This window comes from Stenotrophomonas maltophilia, assembly GCF_006970445.1.
Lineage (GTDB): Bacteria > Pseudomonadota > Gammaproteobacteria > Xanthomonadales > Xanthomonadaceae > Stenotrophomonas > Stenotrophomonas maltophilia_AU.
Genome location: NZ_CP033877.1, coordinates 1309828 through 1335752, shown reverse-complemented (window position 1 = coordinate 1335752; position 25925 = coordinate 1309828). Strand labels below are relative to the sequence as shown.

Here is a 25925-nt window from a genome sequence, read left to right as displayed (position 1 = left end):
CTTCACGCCGCGCGCACTACCGTTTGCGCACTTCTTCACCATTGGGACGGCATGGGCGTGATCGGCCGACGTACAAGGATGCACTGCGCGAAGGCCGCGCTGGCGCTGGCGCTGACGACCTGCCTGCCACTGGCTGCGCAGGCGCAGACCCTCACCGATGCACCCGCATTGGACTGGGAACAGGCACGGCAGCGGCTGGAGCAGGTCTCCGATGCACTGGCCGCCGCGGATGCAGCGGTGCGCAACAAGCAGGACCTGCAGGACGCCACCCGCCTGCTGCGCCTGCCGGAGATCACCGGCGAAGTGCGCCGCCTGCAGTTCCAGAAGACCCTCACCCTGCCACTGGGTTCGCTGGCACCGGTGGCCGAGGCCTATGGCATCGACTCGCCGTTGTCGTTCACCGAACGCGACTGGCGTACCCGCCCGGTGGTGACTACGGTGCTGCCGCTCTACACCGGCGGCGTGATTCCTGCCGCGCAACGTGCCGCCAGCGCCGCCCACGAACAGGCCAGTGCCGAGCGCGAAGCACAGCGCCAATCGCTGACCGTGCAGCTGGCCCAGGCCTATTTTGGCCAGCGCCTGGCCGAGCAGGCGGTGGACGTGCGCCGCGATGTGCGCGATGGCCTCAACCGCCACCTGTCCGACGCAGAGAAGCTGGAACGCGAGGGCTTCGCCACCCGCGCGCAGCGCCTGCAGGCCACCGTGGCCCGCGACAAGGCCGAGCGCGAATACCAGAAGACAGTGAACGACCTGGCTACGCTGAAAGCCGCACTGGCCACGTTGCTGCGCAGTGGTGGCGAGGTGCAGCCGGTGTCGCCGCTGTTCGTGCAGCGCGTGCCGCTGGAACCGGTGGCCAGCTTCGAGCGCACGGCGCAGGCGCGCCAGCCGCAGATCGCACGCCTGCGGGCGATGGTGGCGCAGGCCGAACAGGGCGTGCGCGTGCAGCAAGCCAAGCTGAAGCCACAGATCTTCGCCTTCGGCCAGTACGACTTCCGCCGCCGCGACGAGATGCTGACCGATCCGGACTGGGCGTTCGGCATCGGCCTGAAGTACACCTTCCTGTCGCCGAACTCACGGCCGGCGCAGATCAGCGCCGCGCGTGCGCAGCAGGACCAGGCCGAAGCCGGCCTGCGCGAGGCCGAGAACCAGGTCGCACTGGGCGTGCGCAAGGCCTGGAATGAGCTGGAAACCGCGCGCCAGCAGTACGTGCTGCTCGACAGCAGCATCGCCCAGGCGCAGGAAAACCTGCGCCTGCAGGAGCTGGCATTCCGCGAAGGCCAGGCCACCTCGCTGGATGTGATCGACGCGCGGCTCGGCCTGGGCGGCGCCCGTGTCGAGCGCGCACAGGCCGCCTACCAATACGATATTGCGCTGGCACAGTTGCTGGAGGTCAGTGGACAGATGGACCGTTTCGAAGAGTTCCGGCGGCGTGCGGACGAGGTGATCGACCATGAGTGATGTGCTGCACGACGACGCGACGACGCCCCCGGCCAAGCGCCGCCTGGGCCCGATCCTGATAGTGGTGCTGCTGGTCGTGGTGGTGCTCGGCCTGTGGCTGGCCTGGCGCAGCCCGGCCGACCAGATCCAGGGCATGGCTGATGCGGACACGATCAACGTGGCCGCCAAGATCACCGCGCGCGTGGCCGAACTGAAGGTGCGCGAGGGCGACCGCGTGCAGCCTGGGCAGGTGCTGTTCCTGCTCGACAGCCCCGAAGTGGCCGCCAAGGAACAGCAGGCGCACGGCGCATTGGCCGCCGCACAGGCGGTGGCCGACAAGGCCGACGAAGGCGCGCGCAGCGAAGACATCCGCGCTGCCGAAGCCAACTGGAAGCGGGCCGAAGCCGGTGCGACGCTGGCCGAAGCTACTTACCAGCGCGTGCAGAACCTGTTCAACGAAGGCGTGATGACCCGGCAGAAGCGCGATGAAGCGCATGCCCAGGCCACCAGTTCGCGTGAACTGGCCCGTGCCGCCCGCGCGCAGTACGACATGGCACTGGCCGGCGCACGCGAGCAGGACAAGCGTGCCGCACAGGGCCAGGTGCAGCAGGCACAGGGCGCGGTGGCCGAGGTCAACGCCGCGCGTGCCGAAGTGGAAGGGCGCGCGCCGGTGGCCGGCGAGATCAACAAGCGCATGGCCGACCCCGGCGAACTGGTGCCGGCCGGCTACCCGGTGTTCACCCTGGTCGACATCGACCGCATGTGGGTGGCGATGAACCTGCGCGAATCGCAGATGCAGGGCCTGAAGGTCGGCAGCAAGCTGCAGGGCAGCGTGCCGGCACTCGGCCTGGATGGCGAATTCGAGGTCTACTTCATCAATCCGGCCGGTGACTATGCGACCTGGCGGACCACCCGCCAGTCGTCCGGCTACGACGTCCGCAGCTTCGAGGTGCGGGTGCGCCCGGTACGCCGCATCGAGGGCTTCCGCCCCGGCATGAGCGTGCTGTTCGCATGGCCCCAGCACTGAGCCCCGACAGCAGCGGCTTCGCCGCCAGCTGGCGGCGCGAGCTGCGGTCACTGCGCGGCAACCGCGCCGACCTGTTGCTGGTCACCCTGCTGCCGCTGCTGATGCTGGTGGTGATGGCGTGGATGTTCACCCCTTCGGTGATGCGCGACATCCCGATCGCGGTGGTCGACCTCGACCACAGCAGTGACAGCCGCCTGCTGCTGCGCATGCTCGATGCCAGCCCCGGCGTGCGCATCGCCAGCCAGCCGGTGGACCTGGAAGACGCACGGTCGCAACTGCGCAGCCTGGACGTGTTCGCCATCGTGCTGGTGCCGCGCGATGTCACCCGGCAGGCGTTGCGTGGACGCCAGGGCACGGTGTTCGCCTATTACAACGCCACCTACATGACCACCGGCCAGTCCGCGGCGCGCGATATCGGCGACGCGGTCTCGGCCTGGAACGCACGCCTGCTGCGCGAGCGCATCGGACTGCAGGTCGGTCCGGGTAAATTGCGTGCGGCACCGATCGCGGTGCAGTCGGACATCCTGTACAACCCGGCGCGCAGCTACGAGCTGTTCCTGCTGCCACTGATCTTCCCCGCGGTGCTGTCGCTGGTGCTGGCACTTGCGGTGGCCGGCAGCCTCGGCCGCGAGATCCGCGACGGTACCCTGCCCGCCTGGCTCGGCCGCACGCCATGGTCGGCGATTGCCGGCAAGATCGCGCCGTACGTCCTGCTGTTCTCGGTGTATGGCGCGCTCGGCATCGGCTACCTCGCTTGGCTGCGCGGCGATGGTGTGGCCGGCAGCGTGCTCGTGCTGCTGCTCGCACAGCCGCTGTTCTACCTGTCCACGGCCGCCTACGCGTTGTTCTTCGTCGGCGTCACCCGCGACATGGGTACCGCGCTGTCTGCGGTCGGCCTCAGCATCGGCACCGCACTGGCGTTCTCCAGCGCCACCTTCCCGGTGCTGGATGGCCCCCTGTTCACCCGCATCTGGCATCAGCTGCTGCCGCTCAGCGCCTACATCAAGCTGCAGACCCAGCAGCAGTTCATCGGTTCGCCGCTGCAGGTTTCGGTATGGCCGCTGGCCACGCTGCTGCTCATGGCAGTGGTGGCCGGTGGCCTGGGTGGCCTGCGCCTGATCGCCTTTGCGCGCACGCCTGCCGCCGCACATCCCGCAGGGGCCGACGCATGAGCGCACTCTGGCGCAGCCTGCGGCAGACCCTGATGGCGGTGCTGTGCGACCGCTATGCGATCGTGGTGATGGTCGGCGCGGTGATCCTGTACTCGTTCTTCTACCCGGCCGCATACCGCCACCAGGTGGCCGGCAACCTGCCGGTGCTGGTGGTGGATGAAGACCACAGCGCGACCAGCCGCGAGCTGCTGCGCAAGCTCGATGCACTCCGGGTGGCACGCGTAGTCGGGCAACCGGCAGACATCGACAGTGCCCGGCAGCAGCTGGAAGCCGGCCACGCCGAAGGCATCGTGCTGATCCCGGCCAACCTGGAACGCGACATCCTGCGCGGCCATCCGGCCAAGCTGGTGCTGCTCGGCAACGGCGCCTACCTGGGGCGTGCCAGCTGGGTGCTGGGCAGCGTGGCCGATGCACTGGGTGCGTTCGGGCGTGATGCGGTGGTCGGCCAGGCCGCCTTCATGGGCGCACCGCAGGCACCACCGGTCACCCTGGTGCAGCGCCCGCTGTACAACACGCAGGAAGGCTATGGCAGCGCCATCGTGCCCGGTGTGGCCGAGCTGATCGTGCACCAGACGCTGCTGATGGGCATCGGCGTCCTGCTCGGCGGCCGCCGCCTCGCGCTCGGCCGGCGCCTGCGCTTCGACCTGCCGACCCTGGCCGGCATGGCGATGGGCTTCGGCTTGATCGGCCTGTTCGGCCTGTTCTACTACGCCGGCTTCACCGCCTGGGTGCAGGACTATCCGCGCGGCGGCAACCCATTGGGCCAGCTGCTGGGCGGCACCTTGTTCATCGCCGCCACCGTGGCCTTCGGCCTGTTCGTCGGCAGCTTCTTCCGCACCCGCGAACGCGCCTTCCAGTACATCATCGCCACCTCGATCCCGCTGTTCTTCCTCGCCAGCCTGTCGTGGCCCGCAGTGATGACGCCGCAACCGCTGGTCTGGCTGGCGCAGCTGCTGCCGACCACCTCCGGCATCAACCTGATGGTGCGCCTGAACCAGATGGACGCCAGCCTGGCCGAAGTCAGCCACGAACTGATCACCCTCACCGTCCTGCTGCTGCTCTACGGCAGCCTCGCCACCTGGCGCCTCCTCGCAAAAAAGGGGACGGAGGGGATTAAGTCGTAAGCGGCCGGTTTGGGGGATTGCGACTTAATCCCCTCCGTCCCTTTTTCCTGCAACGAAGAACGCCGGCGCGGGGCCGGCGTTCGAGTACTGCGATGTGGAAGGGGAAAACCGGGGCTGCCGGCGATCGGTCAGCGATAGACGCGTTCGCAGCGGCGCTCGACCACGCGGTCGCCATTCTTCTGCTGGCTGTTGCCCTGGATCTGGCGACCGGCCGCACCACCGGCAACAGCACCGGCCACGGTAGCGAGCTTCTTGCCATTGCCGCCGCCCACCTGGTTGCCCAGCAGGCCGCCGATCACCGCGCCCGTGGCAGTACCGGCAATGCGGTTGGGATCGCGCGAGTTGCGCTGCACTTCCACGTTCTTGCAGACCACGCGGCTGCCATCGTTGAATCGGCGTCCTTCATCGCGCGGCCCGTAGGTCTGTGCACCGGCTACCGACGAAGCCGCCAGCAGGGTGCCCAGCACAAGCAATCGGGTCGAGGTCTTCATGGCCATCTCCTGAGTTCCGGTATGGCGCCAGTGTCCTCCCGCAGTTGGCAACCGGAAGTGAAATGCGCGTGTCCGCCACCTCATCGGCCATCGCGCGTTCAGGAAGAAAATCCGCGCCCATCACGATCAGCCATCGTGATGGGCGCCGTCTCCCTACCGGCATTGCCCTCTGCTAGAACTCTTCCCAACCAACGGCATTGGCCGCCAGTGTCGGCTCGATGCGGGGTGAAAGCGCAGCGGGCCGACGCACTGGAGTGACCGTCGCAGCTACCGCTGCCAATGCAGGGCGTACCACCGCCGCTGCCGTCGCCGCACCGGTGCGGAACACCGAAACCGCCTCGGCCAGCAGGTTGGCCTGCTCTTCCATCGAGCGTGCCGCCGCACTGGCCTCTTCCACCAGCGCCGCATTCTGCTGCGTGGTCTCGTCCATCTGCACCACCGCCTGGTTCACCTGTTCGATGCCCGAGCTCTGCTCCTGCGAGGCAGCAGAGATATCGGCCATGATGTCGGTCACGCGCTGCACCGAGGCCACGATCTCGCCCATCGTGGTGCCAGCCTGGCGGACCAGCGCCGATCCATCGGCGACCTTGCCGACCGAATCCTCGATCAGGCCCTTGATCTCCTTGGCCGCACCGGCCGAGCGCTGTGCCAGCGTACGCACCTCACTGGCCACCACCGCAAAGCCCCTGCCCTGCTCACCGGCACGCGCGGCTTCCACTGCCGCGTTCAACGCCAGAATGTTGGTCTGGAAGGCGATGCCGTCGATGACCGAGATGATCTCGGCGATCTTCTTCGACGAGGCTTCGATGGCCGACATGGTGGTGACCACCTGTCCGACCACCTCGCCGCCCTGCGAGGCGACACCGTGCGCGCCAATCGCGAGCTGGTTGGCCTGGCGGGCATGCTCGGCGTTCTGCTTCACGGTAGAGGTCAGTTCCTCCATCGACGCAGCCGTCTCTTCCAGGTTCGCCGCCTGCTGCTCGGTGCGCCGCGACAGATCGGTGTTGCCCGAGGCAATCTCGCCTGCCGCCAGGTTGATGCTGGACGCGCTGGACTGGATGCGGCCGACAATCTGCTTGAGCTGATCGACGGTGGCATTGCAGTCATCACGCATGCGGGCGAACACGCCATGGAAGTCGCCCTGCATGCGCACGGTCAGGTCTCCGCGCGAGATCGCCTGCAGCAGGGTCGACACCTGCACCAGGTTCTCGTCGGTGGTCTGCATCAGGCGATTGAGCCCGGTCACCATGTCGCGGAAATCATAGGCGAAGCGGTCTTCATCGCCGCGCAGGCTGAAATCGCCCGCCGCCGCTGCCGTCGCCAGCCGGCGGATCTCGCTGTTGATCGCCGACAGGCTGTTCTTGGTCTCGTCCATGGCCTGGGTGATCGCCGCCTTCTCGCCCGGCAGCGGATCCATGTCCACCGACAGGTCGCCACGGGCGTAATGCTTCATCACTTCGATCAGCCTGTTCTGCACCTGCACGTGCGAGCCGACCAGCGCATTCGTTTCGTGCACCATGCGCCCGTAGTCACCGGGGAAGGCACTCTCGTCCATGCGGTAGCTGAGGCTGCCCGCATCGTGCTGGCGCGCCAGCTCACCCTGCGCCGCCATCACCGACTGCAGCTGCGCCTGCATACGCTGCATCGACCGGAGCAGCTGGGTCACCTCATCATTGCCGGAGGCGTCGATGCTGCTGTCCAGCCGCCCGTTGGCGATGCCATCGGCCAGCTTCACCGCACCTTCCAGCGGGCGGGTCAGGCTGCGGGTGATGGCCCACGCCGCCAGTGAACCCAGTATCAGGCTCAGCACGCCGAACACGATCGACAACGTACCGGTCCAGGATTCGGTTGACCGGTATTCCTCGCGGCTGCGCGCGGTCAGCGCTTCCTGATGCCGCAGCAATGTCGAGATGGCCTCGTTCCATGCGGTTGCCAGCCCATGCTCGGCGAGCAGTTCCTTGGCCGCGCCGTCGAAATCCCCGGCCTTCATGCGCTCGTGCAGATGCTGGGTGGAGGCATCGGTCGCCTTGCGTGCCGCGTCGATCTTCGCAACCAGGGCATCGCCGGTGGCGTCACGCGGAATCTTGATGTATTTGGCCCAGATGCCGTCGTAGGTCCGCGACAGCTCCTGCGCCTTCTGATAATCCTTGCCGAAATCCTCGCCACGCTTGATCACCATCAGCCGGCGGTGCATCAACACTGCGTTGTTGGTATCCAGCATGTCGTTCAACAGCCGCATCTTCACCATGTTGACGTCCACCACTTTCTCGAACTGGGCGGACTTCAGGTGATTTCCGTACAGCACCAGGCCGACGATGGCCACGATGAACAGCAGCAGCAATCCAAACCCGGCACCCAGCCGGGATCCCACTCGGAGGTTGCGTAAGGCGAGCATCTCAATTCCCTTGATCATGGCCGTACGATCGATGGCGGCGCAGGCAGGGGAAACTTTATGGGGCGATATTATTATATCGATCTAAAACTCTGGAACTGTGCAGACAGGTGTGAAATCAGACGACTCACGAACGCGTTATATCCATAAGGTATATCGCCACCGGTAGCCAGAATGGGATCAGGCCGGGGCCTGCCGCTCCGGTATCCGGCATTACGGTGCAGCAGGCCCCGGGAAGACCAGATCCTTCCCGAGCCTTGCCGCATAGACGCTCTCGAACTGGAACGAGAGCACAAACCGGTACCCGCACGTCGCGGCGTAGCGCTTTGTGAAGCGGCAGATTTCCTCCCACGCGCTTTCAAACCCGCTCGCGCGGAAATGAAACGAGCCGAGCAGGCCCACCTGCCACTCGACTTCAAGCCCTTCCGCTACGAGCGCCTCCGGCGGGTCGACGATGCAGAACCCGAAGCTGGTGTTGGACGCTGGAAGATACCCATGCAGACCGTCAGTACTGTCCGAGTACTCGGCCTGGATCGAATCCAGGGCATGCAGCACGGCATCCAGATCGGCACCGGCTTCGACTTCGAGAAACAGCGAAATGCTCATTATCGAACCATCATTCTGAAGCCAACAGCTTCATGACTCGGCATGACCGCTTTCGTCTTCGGCTTCATTTCTGCCCTGAAGAATTCCTGATTCATACGAACTGTCCCTGCCCACCTCACCCATGGGAGCTCGCAGTAATCCGGCTACCGCTTCAGATCAGTGTAGGTAGCACTCATATCCTTTATGCCCTCTTCGCTGTTCCCCATGGACGCTCTCACCGCGTCCAACCAGTCCTCCCACGCACCTGGATCCGTGGGGCTTCGATCCTCCTTAAGACTCCAGCCACGTGAACCCAGCAGCCCCCCGATCTCATCGCTGGGGCCGCGGGAATAGTCGATCTGGAGGAAGTAGAACATCGCCATGTAGGCTTCCTCGATCGTCAAGAGCTGTTCTTTCACCAATAATCTCCCTGCATGCCCCATTTCCAGAGCGACTCTCGCCGGATGTCAGCGATCACAATCCAATGAGGGTATGCCGGTTGAAGAACCGCATCTTCCCCTCGATCGTGAAGTCCGTGCGCCTGATTTCACCCAGCATCATCTCGCGTTGGGCGTCGTTCAACGTACACGGCTCCAGGACATTGGCCTCCAGCACTTGACCTGGTGGCGCCAAACGCAACTCGACAATGCAGGCATTGCCCTCGGTTGGAACGCCCGCTGGCCACGCCGTCATTGCGATTGCACGCATTTGCTCCTGGTACGCCACCCGCTCTGCTTCCTCTATCTGCGGGTCCGGCAGATCCGGCGGGTTCGCCGCCACGTACACAGCGGACTGCGTGGGCGTTGGCTCTGATATCGAACGAACGATCAGATTGATCAGGGGGTTCTGTGAGGCCGTTACCGCCAAGGCGATCACCAGAGCTGTGTAGCTGACACCGCCAGCCTTCTGCAGTTCAAGGTGCCGCCGATGTGCCCCGCGATGCTCGGCATCAACCTTGCGGACAATCCTTCGGCAGTGCGCCAGGTACAGCGGATTCGCCAGGATTCCAGCAAGTACGCGAAACACTACGAAAGAAAGCAAAGACAACCACGGCAGCCCCATCAGCACGAAGGCGGTCATCATCAACGGCGAAAGGATGAACCAGAGCGCTCCCCACGCATGCATGCGCCGGAAGAAGAACCAGAGTGACGAGAACAGGAATGCCGGCCAGTTCCATCGCCTTGGCGCCCTTCCGGCAGCGTCGTCCAGGCTCCAGAAACGGCAATAGGTAGAGAACCTGTCCCTAACCAAAATCGCCAGTGCACTCTTTTCACTTGGCTCGTCAGCGGCCGAGTCTGCGTCTCGCTCCACACCATTTTCAGCGCGACTGAAAGCGGGCTCGATCTTCATTCGTTCTGATTCTTCATTCAAAAAACACTGATATTTATTCAAAGGGTTGACTATTCTGGCGGGGCAACCGGGTAGCCGATCAATTGCCTGGCCCTGCATCGACTACCCGTTTCACACACTCCCACAAAAGCCGCATTCAGTGCATCAAATGAAGCAGATCATCGTCCGAACCGATGGCGATCTTTGGAATATGATTTCGAACACGCTCGGGGAGGTCGTCTTCGCGAATCGCAAGCTCCGGCTTGGCGATAAGGCGATAACCATCCCCACTTACGTCATGGCTAAAAATCCCGCGACTCGCCATTTCAAGGAAAGAGCGAAGATAGGCCTCGCGCTGAGCGAGCCCACTGAAATCAGGCAAACTCTCTTCAACCACGATGACGCCCGAGAAAACAGGAAGCGAGTAAATATAGTCACACGCCAATTGCCAGCTCTCGATGGACGATGCAACCTGGCGCGGAACGACACCACGCCCTCCGGTAGCAAAATGACAAACACACCCATCAGCACCAACCGCAAACCAATCAATGTCATTTACCTCAAGAAATTCTTCATCCATTTCCATATACTACTCATCTCCAAATATATCCCTGCAATTATCACATCTAGGAACAGGAAGGCCACTTCTCGGCCGAACAGCAGCAGTAAATTTAATATCCTCAAGCTTCAGACGTGGATTTGCCAGCATCAGTTCGTTTGCAGCTCTGAATTCTGCGCAACGACCAATAGTATTCCCACATGCTGTCTTGACGCCAAGGCCCCCGAGCGAATCAGCGTACGCCTTCAGGCCCGGCGCGATCACATCAGGAACAGGGCCACTCGACGTAGTCACAATTCTACCAGTTGTAGGATCAACAGCACCGATTGCGGTCGCTGGCGGGTTCCTTCCAATACCTGCGATGTACTTTATGAGCTGCTGTTCCGCATCGGCGATAAGTCTGACCTCCGAAGCGGCCGTCATGGTCCTCTTGGCGAGGAATGCCTCCGGCCCGACCAAGGAAGTTCCGATGTCAAACGTGAGCTCTCCACCAATGTCAGCCGCCTGATCTACGTCTTCAAAATTCCACGAGTTCCTACCACCAGTCAGGTAGTACGCAAGGCCTGCCGTCTTCTCCATGTACTCATTGATGGCCTGGCTTATCGCGTTGTTGCGTTTTTCGGAGAATGCTTGCAAGCCAAGCTTGTCCATCTCCTTGTAATCCGAGACCAAACCCAACAGAACACCGATCTGGTTCATGCTTGCAGCACCCGCTACCAAGTCCTTCCCCCCGGTCCAGAGCCCGTTTACGAAGGCAGCACCAGCGACTGCTCGATTCGTCGACGACAGCCAGTCGGCTTCCGCACCGTAGCCTGCACCACGCAATAGATCGACAGTGTTCGAACCACACTCACCAACCAGCGAACAGTACACCTTCCTTTGCAGATCTTCGGTAGAAGAGTGAATGGCAATTTTTTCAAGGTTGACCCCAGAACCGGCATTCTTGCTCGCAGCGATGAGTTTATCGGCGTTTTCCGCCATCCATGCGTCATACTCCCCCTTATATATAGGTGAGTTATGCGATTCCAATGCAATTTTCGCAAGTGAACGCTGCTCAGCACATGCGGCAGATCCTGGCACTTGGCACGCCATCAACAACTTGTAATCGCGCTCCGCAGAGAGCCGCTCGAAGTTTTCCTTGATATCGCAGTCTTTACCCGCATCAGAACAGATAACAGTCGCCTGAAGGTACTCCATCCGCTCGTCGTGATTCAGGTAGTTGTTCTCAACGGAGTTCTTCGCGATACCCATGCCCAATGTCGCGCCAGAAATCCCTGCACCGGAAAGCCCTCCCGCCATTGCGCCGACCGCTTGTCCGAGCACCCTTACTTGCTCCGCCTGCTCGGGCGACAACTGCCCCTTATTCTGCTTGGCGTAGTAATCGCCCAGGAACTTCGCCGCAAGCTCACCACCACCGGCCGCCAACGCCCCACTTCCCGCCTTGCCACCATTGGCCTCTGCCAACAGCGCGCCCAGCAGCGCGTGCGACAGCATCTGCATGGCCTCGCTAGGCACAGCACTCTGCTTGTTCGGGTCAAACGTCTTGCCGATCAGTTCAGCTGCATACGGCGCCAGCGCGTTGGAACCCAGCTGACCCAGCCCCTGCCCTTCAACACCACCGACCAACGCGCTGGTCACCGCGCCGAGCGCGCGCCCATAGACGCCATCAGGGGCCCACTTCTGCTGGGTCACCAGCGCATCCGGGTAGGATGCATCGAACGCGACGAGGCGCTTGAACTGCTCGTCGGGAAGGAGCGCATCGAATGCCCGTTTCTCTTCCGGACTCATCCCTTCCCGATACTTGTCCGTGATCTTCTCCGCATCCGCCCTCCCAATACCCCAGGCAATCTGCTGGCTGGTGGCCAGCCCCGTCCCCGCCGCAGCCGCCATCGCCTGCTGATCCGCCAGCAGCTTGCTCGCATCCGGCAGTGCATCCAGCGCACGATGCGCTCCACTGGCATCGGTGTTGATGCCCAGCTCGGCCGCCGACGTCTGTCTGCCACCGATGGTGATGTTGCCCTCGGTCAAGGTGGCCAGGGTGGAGCTGCTGTCGCTGCCCTTTTCCATCATCGGCAGGCCCGGACCACCTCGGGGTGCGGCGGTTCCCGGCTTGGGCGTCCAGCCATCCATCTCCCCGCCCGCACCGCCACTGATGCTGCCGGAGCTGGCTGTGTAGTCCATGTGGTTCTGCAGGTCAGTGAACGTCAGCGAGCCCGCAGTCAGTTCACTGTTGCCCGCATTGGTGCTGGCAATCGCGCCGCCCACCAGGTTCACGTGACCTGCATCGACGTGGTACCCGCCATTGCCGGCAAACAGGCCGCTCTGCTGGCCAACACCCTGATAGCTGCCGCTGGCCTTGCCTGCACTGGCATAACCGTCGGCATTCCACGCGGTACCGAACGACACCTGCACGCGACCACCCACCTGGCTGTTCCTGGACATGCTCTCGGCGATGTCCTGCAGCGATTCGATGGTCAGCGTCCCGCCGGTCTTGACGTCGATGCGATCAGCGGTCGCCGTGGCCCCACGCAGCGTGGTATCGCCCTCGGCCTTCATCGATATGTTCTTGCCGGTCAGCGTGGTGTTCTGCCAGGTGCTGCTCTCGGCATTGGCCTTGCTGCTGCCAACACTGGCTTCAGCGTAAACGTACACGCCGGTCTGCGCGCCTACCGAGACGCCCACGCCGACTTCGGCGCCGGCATTGCTGCTCTTGCTGCGGTCGGCCACATGCGCCTTGCCAGCTTCCAGCAGAATGTCGCCGGCCGAATCCAGGCTGAGCGTGTTGCCTGCACTCAGGTTGCCCTGCACCACATGGATGTCGCCCTGGGTGCTGGTGAGGTTGACGTTGCCGCCGCCCTGGATGGTAGAGCCACGCGACACCATGCTGCTGCCATCGGCACTGCTGTTGGCGGTCTTGAAGCCGATGCCTGCTTCAGCACGGAACAGTTCGCCACTGCCGCCACGGCCGGACAGTGCCGAGATCGCACTGGCCGCCTGGTACGCGTTGGCGCCTGCCGCCATGCCCTGCATCTTCTGCAGGCGATCATCGGACTGACGGGCCGCGTCCACGTTGTTGATCAGGTCGATCAACGGCGACTTCACCCGCGCGAACACGCCGATCTTCAGGTCTTTGTCGCTCTGCGAGTAGTGGCCGCTTTCGTTGGCGGTCAGCAGCTCGATCTCGGCAGCGGTGATGTTCACGTCCTTGGCGGCCACCACGTTGCTGGCCGTCTGCGTGTACTTGCCACCGGCGGCCAGGTTCACGCTACCGCCCAGACTGCCGATGCTGCTGGCCACCTGCGATACCTGCGCGCTGTCGTCCCGGTGCTGCTCGCGGTGCCAGCCGGAGAACTTCTCGGTATCGGAGATCTGCACAGTGCCGATCGCCTTGCTGTCCGAGCGGTTGGCATTGCTGACTGTGTCCTGCCCGCTACGGATCGTCAGGTCGCCCGCAGCGCGGATGCTGACGTCCTTCTCCGCCGCGATGTTCGCAGCAGTGAGACTGATGTCACCCTCGGTGGTGGCCATGCGCACGCCGCCGCCGACCGACAGCTGCGTGCCGGTGATGGCGTCGCTGCTGCCGCTGCCCTGGCTCTGCGAGTTGTTGGTACCGAACGGCAGGCCGCTGGTGTTGTTGGCAAAGCCCCAGCCCTTGCCGCGGCTGCTGCTGTCGCTGCGTTCGGTGTTGTGGGCCACGTCGAACACGATGTCCTTGGTGGCCAGCAGCACGGCGTTGCCCTCGGCCGACATCCGCGTGCCCTGGCTGAGGATCGAGCCGCCGTTGGCAATCAACGTGAGGTCGCCGCCTGCAGCCAACTGGCTGACGCGGGCATCACTGGTCGAATGGCTCTGCTCGCTGTTGGCGCGCTGGCTGCCGGCGGTCACCACGGTCGAAGTGGTGGCTGCACGCAGGCCGGAGGCTGCGCCTTATATCCATAAGATATATCGCCACGTGAAGCGAGGTGGAATCAGGCTAGGAGCTGCGACCCGGTTGTCGGGCATCACGGGGCAGCAAGCCCCGGGAAGACCAGATCCTTCCCGAGCCTTGCCGCATAGGTGCTCTCGAACTGAAAGAAGAGCAAAAAGCGTAACCCGCACGTCGCGGCGTAGCACTTGATGAAGCACATAGGACTCCATCTGAGGTCGCACCTACTCCTTGCTCATACGTGGCTTGCAGCTTGCTGCATTCCAGCCACTCTCAAATGGCCGACCCTGTTTCAGTGCCGACCCCTGTTCCTGCTGTTTCACCAGATAAAAACCGTCGCGTGCATCAAGGCATCACAGTCGCCGATCCACGGAAATTGACTCCCAAGATGGAGCAATTGAATTCTCCTCTAGATAGGTCTCAAGATCCCGGAACGGAGAAACGCCGATGTCACTCAAAGAAAACCATACAGCATCACATTCGTCGCAGACAAACACCTGAACCCCACTCTCCTTGACGCGGGCCTCAAGTATCTCACCTTGCTCACAACGCGGACAAATCACGAAACACCTCACTGTACAGGATACGCAGATACTATTTTATTGGTGCCAGGCTTAACAATAATTCTTATGTTCTTCTCACCGGCAGTGCCAATCACTCGCCCCATTGGGACGATGAATGCTCCCGGATCTCCAGGCACCGCAGCGCCCTTCATCCTCCAAGCCTCGTCGATAAGAGAGATCAACTTGGATCTATCCTCAACGAAAACGGAATGCGTGACCTTTGCTGGGTTTGGAACCGTATGTGCCAATATGTGCTTGATACGATTTCCATGTATAGAGCCCATCCCATAGTCAAGCCCTCCCGGACTACTCCAAGTCCTGGTCGCCTTGTTGAAGGTCAAGGGAGTGCCAATGTTCGCACTCATTGTGCCTGCTGTTGCCTCGGCCCGCGACGCGGCTCCCTTCACAATCTGCGTCGCTAGGTCCTCCGCCAACTCGGCTGCGGCCTTGGCCCCCGGCACCTTCGTAAAAATAAGAAGAGGTGCAGCTGCGAGGCTTGCGGCCTCACCATCCCCCTTCAGTACATTCTTTACTACTGAGCCCCACCCCCCGATTTCTCCACTGAAGGTTTCGAGGATCATCACTCCATCACGGCCACGTGCACTCGTGGCGAGCTCAGCGAGCTGCCGGTTGTAGTCCAGCCTTAGCGCCGCTTCGGTTTTCCCACCGTCCAGCAGTGCTTCCGTCAACAGATTGAATTCCGTTCGCCGGGTGCCAAGCAGATCCTTGTACAGGCTGTGGTCATTGCGGCGATCATTGTCCAGTTCTATGAACCCCTCGCGCTGCTGACCATCGGGACCAACGAACATCATTGGGTTTGAGCCAATGAAGCTTGACGCCGCAAAATCTGCCTCATACGAGCCGTATATGGCATCTACACGTGCGTAGGCTTCGCGTAACAGACGCCCCCGTGCCACCTTGACCTGGTCGTCACTACAGCTTTCCCCGCATCCGAACAGCAGATTGGCGAAGTCCTTTGCTTTTGCGGACAGGAAATTGATTTCATCAGGATGCAACTGTCGGTTGAACTGATCACCCAGTAGCGCCGTGCCCGCACCGTCGGCACCACCCACGACCCCGCCCAGCGCAGCACTGGCGAGTTCGATCAAGCTGTTGAACTCACCACTTCGCGGATCCATGCCCTGGCCTGTGAGGAAACGCGTCATTGCCTCCTTGGCCAGCGCGGCACCGGTAGCACCCGCTGCAGCGCCACCAATATCGCCCCCGCTCAATGCCGCAACGGCAGCGCCTGTCAGGCCATGCAGCAGGACCTTGTTGCGCCCGCTTTCACCCCACTCGCTGATCCGCCGCAGCGCGTCGGCCTCGGCCTCGGCATCGCCGTTGGCGCGCGCAACTTCCAGGTCCACCTTGGCCTGGGCACTCTTCTTGGAGGCCAGATTGCCAACGGCCTTGAAACCAATCTCTCCCAGGATCTGCGTCAGTTCCTGCCGCTCCTGAACCTTCTTCTCGTCGAAAATGGGCGCAAACCCATTGGCATTGTCCAGACTGGTTACGCCGCGCTGCAGACCTGCCAGCGTACTGCTATCTCCATTTCGAATGTCGATCGTGCCGTCGGCCACGCCGCTTCGCGTGGTGGAGCTCTTGCTGTCACCCGTCGGCAGGCCCGGCATCACCGACGGGTCGAAATTGAACCCGTCCGAGGGGCTCCCACCGCCGCTGGTACCGCCACTGATCGATGCAGAAACGAACTCCGCTCGGTTCTTGAGATCCTCAACCGTCAAGCTACCCGTCGACAGCAGATTCTTCGAGGGATCCGCGGTACTTGCGATGACGGCCCCGACCAGATGCGTGTTGCCCGCCACCTGCAACTGGAAGCCCCCGTCACCAGCGGCGATTCCCGTCTGCTCACGGACGCTACGGTAGTCACTGTCAATCATGGCGGCACTGCCGCTGGCACTACCCTCGAAGCCATAGCCAATCGTGGCTTCACCTTTCGCCGCAAGCTGCTGACTCTTGTATCTATCCGTGTCCTGCTCTGTGCGCACCGTCAGATTGCCCGCCACTTGGCCAATCACCTGGTTGGCAACCAGCTGTGCGCCCTGCAGAGTCGTGTCTCCACCACTCGCAAACGTAAGGCGATCCCCGACCTTGATGAAACTTTCGTTGTGGACGGTGCCGTTCCCGTCGGCCTTGCCACGCGCGGCATTGGCGCCAACATAGACACCGATCGCTGCACCGCCGCCGCTGCTTCCACTGATCGCAACACCGATCTCTCCACCCTGGGACTGGCTTCTGCTGTCCTGGGCATAGCGATCCTCGCTGCTTCTGATCATCAGATCCTTGGCCGCCGCAAGATCTACGTTGCGACCTGACACGTTACTGCCCACCACGGTCAGATCACTGCCCGTGGCTGCGATCACCACATCGCCATCACTGTGCAATGTGCTGCCACGATGGGTCGTCTGCTCCATCGTCGTTTCCGACTGGGATCGCTGGGTTCCTGCGGTCACCCGGACGTTCAATCCGGCGCCGCCACCTCCATCGCCCGACTGCTGCCCCGCAGCCTGGGCCACCGCGATTGCACCCTGCGCCGCCTTGTACGCATAGAGCGCCTTGAGGCGATCGTCCTCGACCTCGTCTGCGCGCTTGGCGAAGGCATACACGGCGCGTGCACTTTGAATCGTATCAACGGTCGCACCGCCCACGGCGACGTTCAGACCTGACTGCCTGAAGTAGTTCCTGTCGTTGTACTCCGAGTGCTGTTCTGCTGAATCGATGCGTACATCCTTGCCAAGCAACGTCATTCCATTCTTGGAGAGAACATCTGACCCGCCGATGTGCAGCGTTTCTCCCGCCGTTAGTGTCACGCTGCCCAGCGCGCTGCCGACGATGCTTCCTTCCGCGACCGTTTCGGTCAGGGAGCTGCTGTTGCCGGCACTTCGGCTGCCGAAAGTAACCCCGAAGCTGCCATTCATCCCCCCAAGCAGCCCGGACTTCTTGCGATCGCTACTGTGCTGTTCGGAATGACTGGACTCCGCAGCAACAATACTGAGATTGCCCTTGGCAGCCATCACTACATCGCCAGTGGCTGCAATCTTTGCGCCCTCGACTGTGATGTCACGACCTGCGCCGATGCTGATCCGCTCACCCGACAAAACCGTGCCAACGGCCAGTGCATCCTGGGTTGCATCGTGCGTTGAGGTACGCGTAGTGGACGTGAGCCCACGCTTCTTGCGCTGCGTGTCCTGCTCCCAGGTGTGCTTTTCCTGCGCGGATGTCAGATTCACATCACGACCGGCACCAATACTGATCGCGTCCTGTTCGCTTCGTACCTCTGCGGCTACCAAGTTCACATCGCGGCCTGCACTGAGTGCGATTCCGCCGTCAGCAGACAACTGGCTACCCCGCACCGTTTCATCACGCTGGCTGAGCTGCAGCGAACTGCGCTTGCCCGCATTGGCAAAATCGCGGCTTTCGCTGTCCACCAGCGCCTGGCTGTTGATGTCCCCACCGGCCTGCAATGCCAGACCGCCCCCCGCCTTGATCTGCGCGGCGGCCAGTGTGATGTCCTTGCCAGCGGCCAGCACCACGTCGCCAGCGCCCTGCACCGACGATGCGGCATGTGTCGTCCTGCTGCTGCGCTGGTGGTTGCGTTCATCGAAGGTAGCGTCGCGGCGTTCCTCCAGCGCAATCGAGCCAACATCCAGAGTGCCGCCTGCCGCCAGCTGGGTCAGGCCGTCAGTGCCAGCGTTGCGGAGCTGTGCGGCCTGCAGGCTGATGTCACCGCCAGCCACCACCGACAACATGCCGTCGCCGCTGGGGTTGGTTACATACAGGCCGGCGACCCGATCAATGCGGTTGGTTTCGTACTGGTAGGTGCCACCGCCCCGCTGTGTCTCCACCGTGGAGGCCACCGTGACATTGCCCGCCGCCTTGACCGACAGCGCATCGGTGGCCGTCACGGCGGCACCCACAACACGGATGTCCTTGTCCGACGACAGCCCGACGTACTGGCCGGAAATACTGCCGCCCAGATGCTCGATGTTGCCTGCATCGATGGTCACCAGCTTGCGGCCGGCGATGTTGCCGGTGTTGACCAGGCCATTGCCCAGATTGATATCGACATTGGCACCGGCCAGCAATGCACCGTTGCCGTCGAGGTCGCCCGGGCGCAGGCGCAGGTAGACCTGCGGCACCAGCGCGGTGGTGGTGCTGCCATCGGCCAGGGTGACGGTCTGCTCGACCAGCCAGACGATGTCACTGGTCAGCTGTGCCATCTGTGCTTCGGTCAGTGCCACGCCGGGACGCAGGCCCCATTCGCTGGCCACCGTGGCACCGGCCTCCAGCAGCGCGCGGTACTGCGCCTCGTCGCTGGCGTAACCGTCGAGGAAGCGGCGACCGGTCAGCTGGCCGATCTGCTCGCGCACCAGTTTCTGCTCGTAGTAGCCATCCCCCAGGCGCTTGTGCACGGTATCGGGCGAGTAACCCATCTGGCCCAGCAGGTGGTCCGAGCTCAGCCACGTCTTGTGATCGGTGAAGCGCGGATCGGTCTCGACCAGGTAGTGGTCACTGTTGGGATTGACGTTGAACAGGCTGGCGCTCGGCGCGCGCGTGTCCGGTGCGCCCATCGCGATGCGGTCCGGTGATCCACCACTGGCCGCGACCACGCGCGGCCCAGAGGTGCCGCTGTTGCCGGCGACGCCGCCGACGTTGCCGCCCTGCTGGGTGCCGGCGGCATCGGCCGCCTGCGCCAGCGCGCGTTCGGCACCGGTGCCGGTGGACTGGCCCGGCCCCTGCGCACCGCCATGGCCCGGCCCATCCGGCAGCGCCTTCGGCCCCTGCACGTTGAGGTTGGCCATCGCTGAACCGTTCTGCACGTTCGGCGCGTTTCGCCCCTGGTTGAGGTTGCTCAGGTCACCGACGTCGATGACCAGCGTGCCACCACTGGTGATGCTGCCACCGATCCTGCCGATCTCCTCGGAGATCGTGTCATTGCTCCAGGTGACCCGTTCGTTGCTGTAGGTGTGGCCCACATTGTTGAATTCATGGGTGCGGAACAGCGTCTGCGCCAGGTTCTCCACCTTCGCCGTCGCGGTCAGTCCCACGATGCTCAGGTTGCCCCCTGCGGCGATGCTGCCGTAGTGGTTCTTCAGGCTGTCGGTGCCGATGCGCATCGCGCCGCCGGAGCGGATCACCGCGTCGGCGCCTACCCCGGCGCCGAGCACATCTTCGGTCACCGTCCGGGTGGCGATGCGGTACTGCTCATTGCTGCTGACGTTGTTGCCACCCGAGCCGCGCGGATTGGTCAGCGTATGGTCCGGATCGTTGTAGTCCTTGTAGGTCCACAACTGCACGCAGTTAGTGGTGCAGGTTCCGTAGTTGCTGGAATAGGTCAGCTTGTCGTCGACATATCGGAATGCCGGCGCATCGGGATGCAAGGTACTCAGCTCGGCGAACGGGTCATCCGCGCCGACACGCACCTGGTCCGGATTGACCTGGTTGTCCTGGCGGCCGACGTAGTACATCACCACCGTGCCATCCTGCACGTTCAGGCGCGCGCGCTCGCCCAGGCCGGCATACAGGCCACCGCGCCCGAAGAAGTAGGCACTGGTCTTCGAGCTCAGGCGCACCACCGCGCGATGCACGGTAAAGCCATCAGGCGTGATGTGCGGCGTGTCTTCGAGGATGTCGGCCGGGTCGAGGTAGTACACCTCGTGCGCGGAGTAGTGGCTGGTACTGCGGATGTCCTCGGTGCCGTTCTTGCCGTTGCGCCACCATGCCGGGCGGTCCAGCCGCACCGGATCCATCACGGTCCTGGTCTGCGAAACGACCACGTTCTCGCGGATGTTGTTGACCACCTGCGCATCGATGGACAGGTTGCCGGTCACATCGATGACCGAGCTGATGTTGTCGATCCGCCCGGCAATGCCGCTGGCGATGCGATCGGCACTCAGCGTGCCGCCGATGGCAGCATCACCGCCGCTGTAGATCAGGCCCTTGCCGGTGTTCTGCAGCTCGCGCACGCCCAGGTCCAGGCGCTCGCGTGCGGCTACGGTACCGACGCGGGAGGCACCACCGGCCTCTTCGGCGCGGTTCTTCAGCACACCGGTGGAGATCGCCACGCGATCACCGTAGATGCGCCCGGTGCCGAGATTGTCGACTTCGCCGGCCTCCAGGTGGGTCAGCGCGCCATCGATCAGGCCCCGGTTGGTCAGCTGGCCACGGGCATTGAGGTGGGTCGTGCCCTGGCTGGAGATCTCACCCGAAGCCGCATTGGTGATGTTCTGGGCGTTGAGGTCGAGGTTGCCACCGCGCACCACACCCTGGTTGTCGAGGTCGCCGGACAGGTTCAGCGACAGCGTGCCGTTGGCGATCCATTCACCACGTTGGTGCATGCCCTGCTGCAGGGTGAGGCCGAGGTCACGCTGCGCATGCACCTGGCCGTCTTCGCTGAGCGCACGTGCCACCAGGGTCTGGCTGCCATCGGCGCGCAGCAGGCCACCGCTGTTGGCGACGTTGTCCGCCTGGCTGTCCAGGTTGCCGCCGGTGCTGATCACGCCGCCGGTGTTCTGCAGCTGGCCGTTGATCTGCAGCCGCGCACCGCCATCGGTGACGACCTGGCCCTGGCTGTTGTCCAGCCACTGGGCGCCGAACTGCAACTGGCCCGCCTGCAGGCCACGCGTGCCGTCGCCGCCACGGGTGTTGCGGTTGTCCACGCTGGCGGCAGTGAGGGTCAACCGCTGCCCGGCCGCGATCGCGCCGACGGCGTTGTCCAGGTGCCCGCCCAGGGTCAGGTCGAGGTTGCGCCCGGCCTGCACGCGACCACTGGCATTGGCCAGGCTCGCCGCCTGCAGGGACAGATTCGCGGAGCTGGCAAGTGTTCCACCGCCACTGTTGTCGACGCGGGCCAGCAGCAAGCGCGCATCGCCTTGTGCATTGACTGCGCCGCCACGGTTGTCCAGCACGCCACCATCCAGCTGCAGCTTACCGGCCGCCAGCAATCCACCGCTGCCGGCGGTGGCGCGGTTGTCGATGTCCTGCCCGGCCGTGTTGATGGTCAGGTCGGCCGCCGCCTGCACGCGACCGCCCTGGTTGTCCATCGCGCCACTGCGAACGATCAGGTCGCCCTTCTGCGTGCCCAGCGTGCCGGCGCGGTTGTCCAGCCGCTGGCCGCGGGTATCGATGTCCAGCTGGCCGCCCAGCAGCGTGCCGCGCTGGTTGTCCAGGCCATTGGCCTGCAACTGCAGCCGTTCGCCGGCCTGCATCGCACCGTCGCTGTTGTCCACGCCTGCCGCCGTGGTCGCGCTCAGGTCCTCGCCAGCGACCAGGGTGCCGTGGCGGTTGTCGAGGCTGCCGGCCTCCAGGGTCATCGTGCCGGTGCTGGACAGCAGGCCCTGCTCGCCATTGTCGAGACGACCGTCAACGCCCAGCACCAGCGCGCTGCCGCCCGCATGTACGGTGCCGCCCTGGTTGCCGAGGCTGGCCGCGGTGACGGTGCCGGCACCACCGAGCAGGATGCGGCCCTTCTGATTGTCCAGAGCGTGGCCGATCGCCAGCGTGGAGTGACCGGTGCCTGCGCCCTGCAGCGTGCCCTGCGCATTGATCAGCTGCTGCGCGGTGACATCCAGCGCGCCATTGCTGGCGAGCGAACCGCCGCGATTGTCCAGAACACCCTGTACGCGCAGGCGCAGCGCGTCTTCACCGGTTGCGGTAAGCGTGCCACCGGCGGTGGTCAGGGTGTCGGCAGTGATGTCGACGCGGCGCGCCGAGGTGGTTGCCCCGGTCAGATCGAGGTTGGCGCCATCCAGCACGAAGCTGCCGTTGCCGAGCACGCTGCCGCTGTTGCCCAGCAGGGTCTGCGCCGAGACCTGCAGCTGGCCGCTGCCGGCGTGCTGGATCCTGCCTGCACTGTTGTCCAGCATCTGTGCCAGCAGGGTCAGGTCGCCATTGCTGGCCAGCGTGCCACCCGCATTGCCCAGCGTCGTCGCCTTGATGCGGCTGGCGCCTTCACCGCTGGCGATGATGCGGCCACCGCCGTTGTCGAGCGTGGCGGCCTCAAGGTCGAAGCGATCGGCGCCCAGCGTCGCGTCACGATGATCCACGTCGTCGGCGCGCAGGGTCAGTGTGGCCGAGGAGACCAGCGTGCCCTTGCTGCCGTCCAGGCGGCCGGTGGTGATGTCCAGGCCCTGGTTGCCAGCCTGGCGGATGCTGCCGCCACTGTTGTCCAGCCGTGCGGAAGTGACCGCCAGGCGGTTGGCGTTGCTGGCGATCGTGCCTTCGTGATTGTCCAGCGCTCCGGCGATCTGCAGCGTGCTGTCAGCCGTACCGGCGCCGCTGAGCGTGCCCTTGCGGTTGATCAGTTCGCCGGCCTCTACCTCCAGCGCGCCATTGCCGGCGATGGTGCCGCCACTGTTGTCCATACGCTGCGCCACGCGCAGCCGCAGCGCGTCGCTGCCGGTCGCGCTGAGGTTGCCGCCGGCGTTGTCCAGGCGCTGCGCGTCGATGGCGATGTGCTCGGCCTGGGTAATGCTACCGGCCCCCAGCAGCAGATCGCCGCCCTCAAGCGCCAGCGTCGACTGGCTGAGGATGCGGCCGCCCGCGCCCTGCACGCTGTCGGCGCGGATCTGCAACGTGCCGCCGCCGGCGTGTTCGATCGCACCGCTGCGGTTGTCCAGTCGTGCGGCCTGCAGCCGCAGATCACCCGTACCGGCCAGGCGGCCGCCGTTGCTGTTGTCCAGACGTTCGCGGGCCTGCACCTGCAGCGCGCCGCTGCCTGCCGCCAGCACCTTGCCGCCCTGATTGACCAGGCTGCCAACCTGCAGCTGCACCTGGCCATTGCCGGAAATGCCGCCGCCGCTGTTGTCCAGGGTGTCGCGCACCGTCAGCGCCACGCCCTGCGTGCTGGCCGACTGCAGCGTGCCCTGCTGGTTGTCGATGCGACCGGCGTCGATGCGCAGCCCGCCGTTGCCGACGACCTGGCCGCCCTGGTTGTCGAGCGCATCGCGCACGTCCAGTGCCAACACCTGCGTTCCCTGCGCAACGATCTGGCCCTGGCGGTTGCGCAGCACATCGGCCTGGATCTGCACGCGCTGCGCCGACGTGGTACCGCCACTCACGTCCATCTCGCCGCCGGACAGCACCAGCGCGCCGTTGCTGAGCAGGCGTCCCTCGCTGCCACGCAGGGTGTCGGCCTGCACCCGCAGGCTGCCGGTGCCGGCCTGCTGCACCAGCCCCTTGCGGTTGTCCAGCGTGATCGCGGTAAGCCCCAGATCACCATTGCCGGCCAGCGTGCCGCCGGCACTGTTGTCCAGCGCCGTGGCCTTCACCGAACTGGCACCGGTACCGAGCGACAGCAGGCTGCCACCCCGGTTGTCCAGCGTCCCGGCCACGATGTCGAATCCGGCCGCACTGAGCGAGCCGTTGCGCAGATCGGCGTTGCCGGCCGTCCATTGCAGGCGGCCCAGGGTACTCAGCCGGCCACCGGCGCCGGCCCAGTCGCCCGTATCCAGCTGCAGCCCCCCCTCACCGGCATGTTCGATGCGGCCATCGGCATTGCCGACCTGGCCTGCGCGCAACGCCAGCTGCGTGGCATTGGTGGCCAGCAGGCCACCGTCGTTGTTGAACAGGCCATGCACCATCCATGACGATGCCGCCTTGCCGGCGTGCCGCAGTTCACCACCGCGGTTGTCGAGCGACTGCGCATCCAGCAGCAGGCCACCAGCCACGCTCAGCGCGCCCTTCTGGTTGGACAACAGGCTCACCTGCAGCGCGGCATCGCCATGCACCTGCAGCGTGCCGCCATCGTTGCGCAGCTCGCCCCCGGCCTGCAGCGCGCTCACTCCCAGGCGACCGCCGCTGTTGTCGAGACCGTTGCGTGCAGCCAGTGACACCGCGCCGCCGTTGCTGATGCTGCCGCCGTCGTTGTCCATCGTGCCGGTGATGGCGATCAGGCCGTCGGCCATGGGCTCCACCGGCGGGCCACCGGTCGAACCGCCATTTCCTCCCCCGGTTCCCGGCGTGCCGGTTCCGGGCGTTCCGCCGCCGCCCGGCGACGCGCCGCCGCCAGGATTGCTTTCATTGCCACCTGACGCCACCGCATCCAGTGCGCCGAGCAGGCCGTTGCTGCGGTTGCTGGCGGCGTCGGCCTTGAGCACCAGGGCCTGCACGCCGGTCTGTTCAATCGCGCCGCCCTGGTTGCGCAACCCCTGCGCCTGCAGCTGCAGGCGCTGCGCATTGAGCGTGCCGTTGCTGTTGTCCAGCGTGCCGCCGGACGTGATGGCCACCTCACGCGAAGCCGCGATGGTGCCGGCATTGGCAAGGTCGCCACTGGCCTGCACGCGCACGTTCTGCCGCGACTGCAGCGCACCGGTGTTTTCCAGGCGGCCATCCACCGTCACCACCAGCTCGCCGGCCTGCGCACCGATGCTGCCGGCATTGCGCACGCCCACGCCGTGCTCGTTGCCGACCAGCCAGATCTTGTTGGCGAACATGCCGCCCAGTGCGCCGACGTCCAGTGCGAACATCGGTGCCTCGCCGCTGGCCGCGCTCGCGCTGGCCTGGCTGTGGTCGGCACTGACCACGTTGCTGCCCAGCGTTGCCTGCAGCTGGTTGGCCCAGATGCCGGCATTGACCTTCAACGAACGGGTGATCAGGTCGGTGTAGTCGGCACGGCTGCTGTCCAGGCCATCGCCATCGATCTGGATCGCGCCGCCGGTGACACGGTAGCCCTCAAGTGCGCCTGCACCGCTGAACATCGGGGCGCCGGTGGTCAGGGTCACCCGGCTGGCATTGAGGAAGCCGCCACCGTTGACCTGGATGCCGGCCGGGTTGGCAATGATCACTTCGGCGCGCTGCCCGGCCACCTCCACATAGCCGTTGAGCCGGCTGGCCGGACCATTCACTTCATTGAGGATGACCCGTGCACTGCCAGTGGCCAGCCACGGGTTGCCTTGCACCCAGCCGCCCAGCTGCGTCTGCACCTGGCCGCGGGCGTTGTTGAGGATGACGCCTTCGCGGCCCACGTCGAACTGCGAATAGCGGTTGCGCGACACACCCGCCGCCGACGGCGTGGTGATGTTCACCATCGGCACGCCGTTGGGTGCGGTCACCACCGTCGGCCGTTCACGGCCTGGCGCGTTCGGATCGGAACTGATGCGCGCATCGGACTGCGCCAGCGCGGGGGCTGCCAGACTGACCCAGCCCAGTGAGCACATCAGCGCGAAGCCGAGCGGCGACAGTGCCGCGCTCTGCCGGCCCGGCACATGGCCGACCAGGCCACCGCCGCCCTTCACCAGCTCCGAAGCCACCTGCCAGACGCGCAGCGCGCGGTTGAAAACCAGACGATAGATAGTGTTCATGTC

The 25925-nt window shown here is 64.4% G+C and carries 12 protein-coding genes and 1 pseudogene; 4 read left to right on the top strand and 9 right to left on the bottom strand.

The genetic code is table 11. The features are described 5' to 3' along the window. Positions 1 to 51 precede the first annotated feature (51 nt). From EGM71_RS06090 to EGM71_RS06075, 4 genes are read left to right on the top strand one after another with little or no spacing between them, the layout of a single operon-like run. Positions 52 to 1458 (top strand): TolC family protein, encoded by a 1407-nt coding sequence (locus tag EGM71_RS06090; RefSeq protein WP_188488463.1) that lies wholly within the window; start codon positions 52 to 54, stop codon positions 1456 to 1458. After that, positions 1451 to 2464 carry an HlyD family secretion protein gene (locus EGM71_RS06085; protein ID WP_188488461.1) on the top strand — a complete coding sequence of 338 codons (1014 nt, stop codon included), beginning with the start codon at positions 1451 to 1453 and terminating at the stop codon, positions 2462 to 2464. The genes EGM71_RS06090 and EGM71_RS06085 overlap by 8 nt, the downstream gene beginning before the upstream one ends. After that, complete coding sequence (locus EGM71_RS06080) at positions 2449 to 3636, top strand: ABC transporter permease (protein WP_188488460.1); 1188 nt, start codon at positions 2449 to 2451, stop codon at positions 3634 to 3636. Before EGM71_RS06085 ends, EGM71_RS06080 begins: the two co-directional genes overlap by 16 nt. Then, positions 3633 to 4760 (top strand): ABC transporter permease, encoded by a 1128-nt coding sequence (locus EGM71_RS06075; RefSeq protein WP_188488458.1) that lies wholly within the window; start codon positions 3633 to 3635, stop codon positions 4758 to 4760. Before EGM71_RS06080 ends, EGM71_RS06075 begins: the two co-directional genes overlap by 4 nt. Before the next feature lie 128 nt (positions 4761 to 4888). Here EGM71_RS06075 and EGM71_RS06070 read toward each other — a convergent pair whose 3' ends face one another. The 9 genes and pseudogenes from EGM71_RS06070 to EGM71_RS06030 form a co-directional block, all read right to left on the bottom strand. Beyond that, entirely contained in the window at positions 4889 to 5257 is a 369-nt protein-coding gene (locus EGM71_RS06070; RefSeq protein ID WP_014646414.1) for a glycine zipper 2TM domain-containing protein, read from the bottom strand. A gap of 166 nt (positions 5258 to 5423) precedes the next feature. Beyond that, positions 5424 to 7646: a methyl-accepting chemotaxis protein gene (locus EGM71_RS06065; protein ID WP_188488456.1), complete on the bottom strand. Its 2223-nt coding sequence runs from the start codon at positions 7644 to 7646 to the stop codon at positions 5424 to 5426. A gap of 210 nt (positions 7647 to 7856) precedes the next feature. Continuing rightward, complete coding sequence (locus EGM71_RS06060; protein WP_188488454.1) at positions 7857 to 8249, bottom strand: hypothetical protein; 393 nt, start codon at positions 8247 to 8249, stop codon at positions 7857 to 7859. 143 nt (positions 8250 to 8392) lie between these two features. Further along, positions 8393 to 8647, bottom strand: a complete 255-nt coding sequence (locus EGM71_RS06055; protein ID WP_223224543.1) for a hypothetical protein — start codon at positions 8645 to 8647, stop codon at positions 8393 to 8395. A 55-nt stretch (positions 8648 to 8702) separates the two neighbouring features. Continuing rightward, positions 8703 to 9578: a DUF2628 domain-containing protein gene (locus EGM71_RS06050; RefSeq protein ID WP_188488450.1), complete on the bottom strand. Its 876-nt coding sequence runs from the start codon at positions 9576 to 9578 to the stop codon at positions 8703 to 8705. 136 nt (positions 9579 to 9714) lie between these two features. Beyond that, entirely contained in the window at positions 9715 to 10137 is a 423-nt protein-coding gene (locus tag EGM71_RS06045) for a hypothetical protein (protein ID WP_188488448.1), read from the bottom strand. Positions 10138 to 11324: 1187 nt separating this feature from the next. Further along, positions 11325 to 14043: pseudogene (locus EGM71_RS06040) on the bottom strand (hemagglutinin repeat-containing protein); the annotation flags it as partial. A 351-nt stretch (positions 14044 to 14394) separates the two neighbouring features. Further along, a complete protein-coding gene (locus EGM71_RS20985) occupies positions 14395 to 14604 on the bottom strand; it encodes a zf-TFIIB domain-containing protein (RefSeq protein ID WP_188488446.1) in 210 nt (69 codons plus the stop codon). A gap of 8 nt (positions 14605 to 14612) precedes the next feature. Further along, positions 14613 to 25922: a hemagglutinin repeat-containing protein gene (locus EGM71_RS06030; protein ID WP_223224541.1), complete on the bottom strand. Its 11310-nt coding sequence runs from the start codon at positions 25920 to 25922 to the stop codon at positions 14613 to 14615. Positions 25923 to 25925 lie beyond the last annotated feature (3 nt).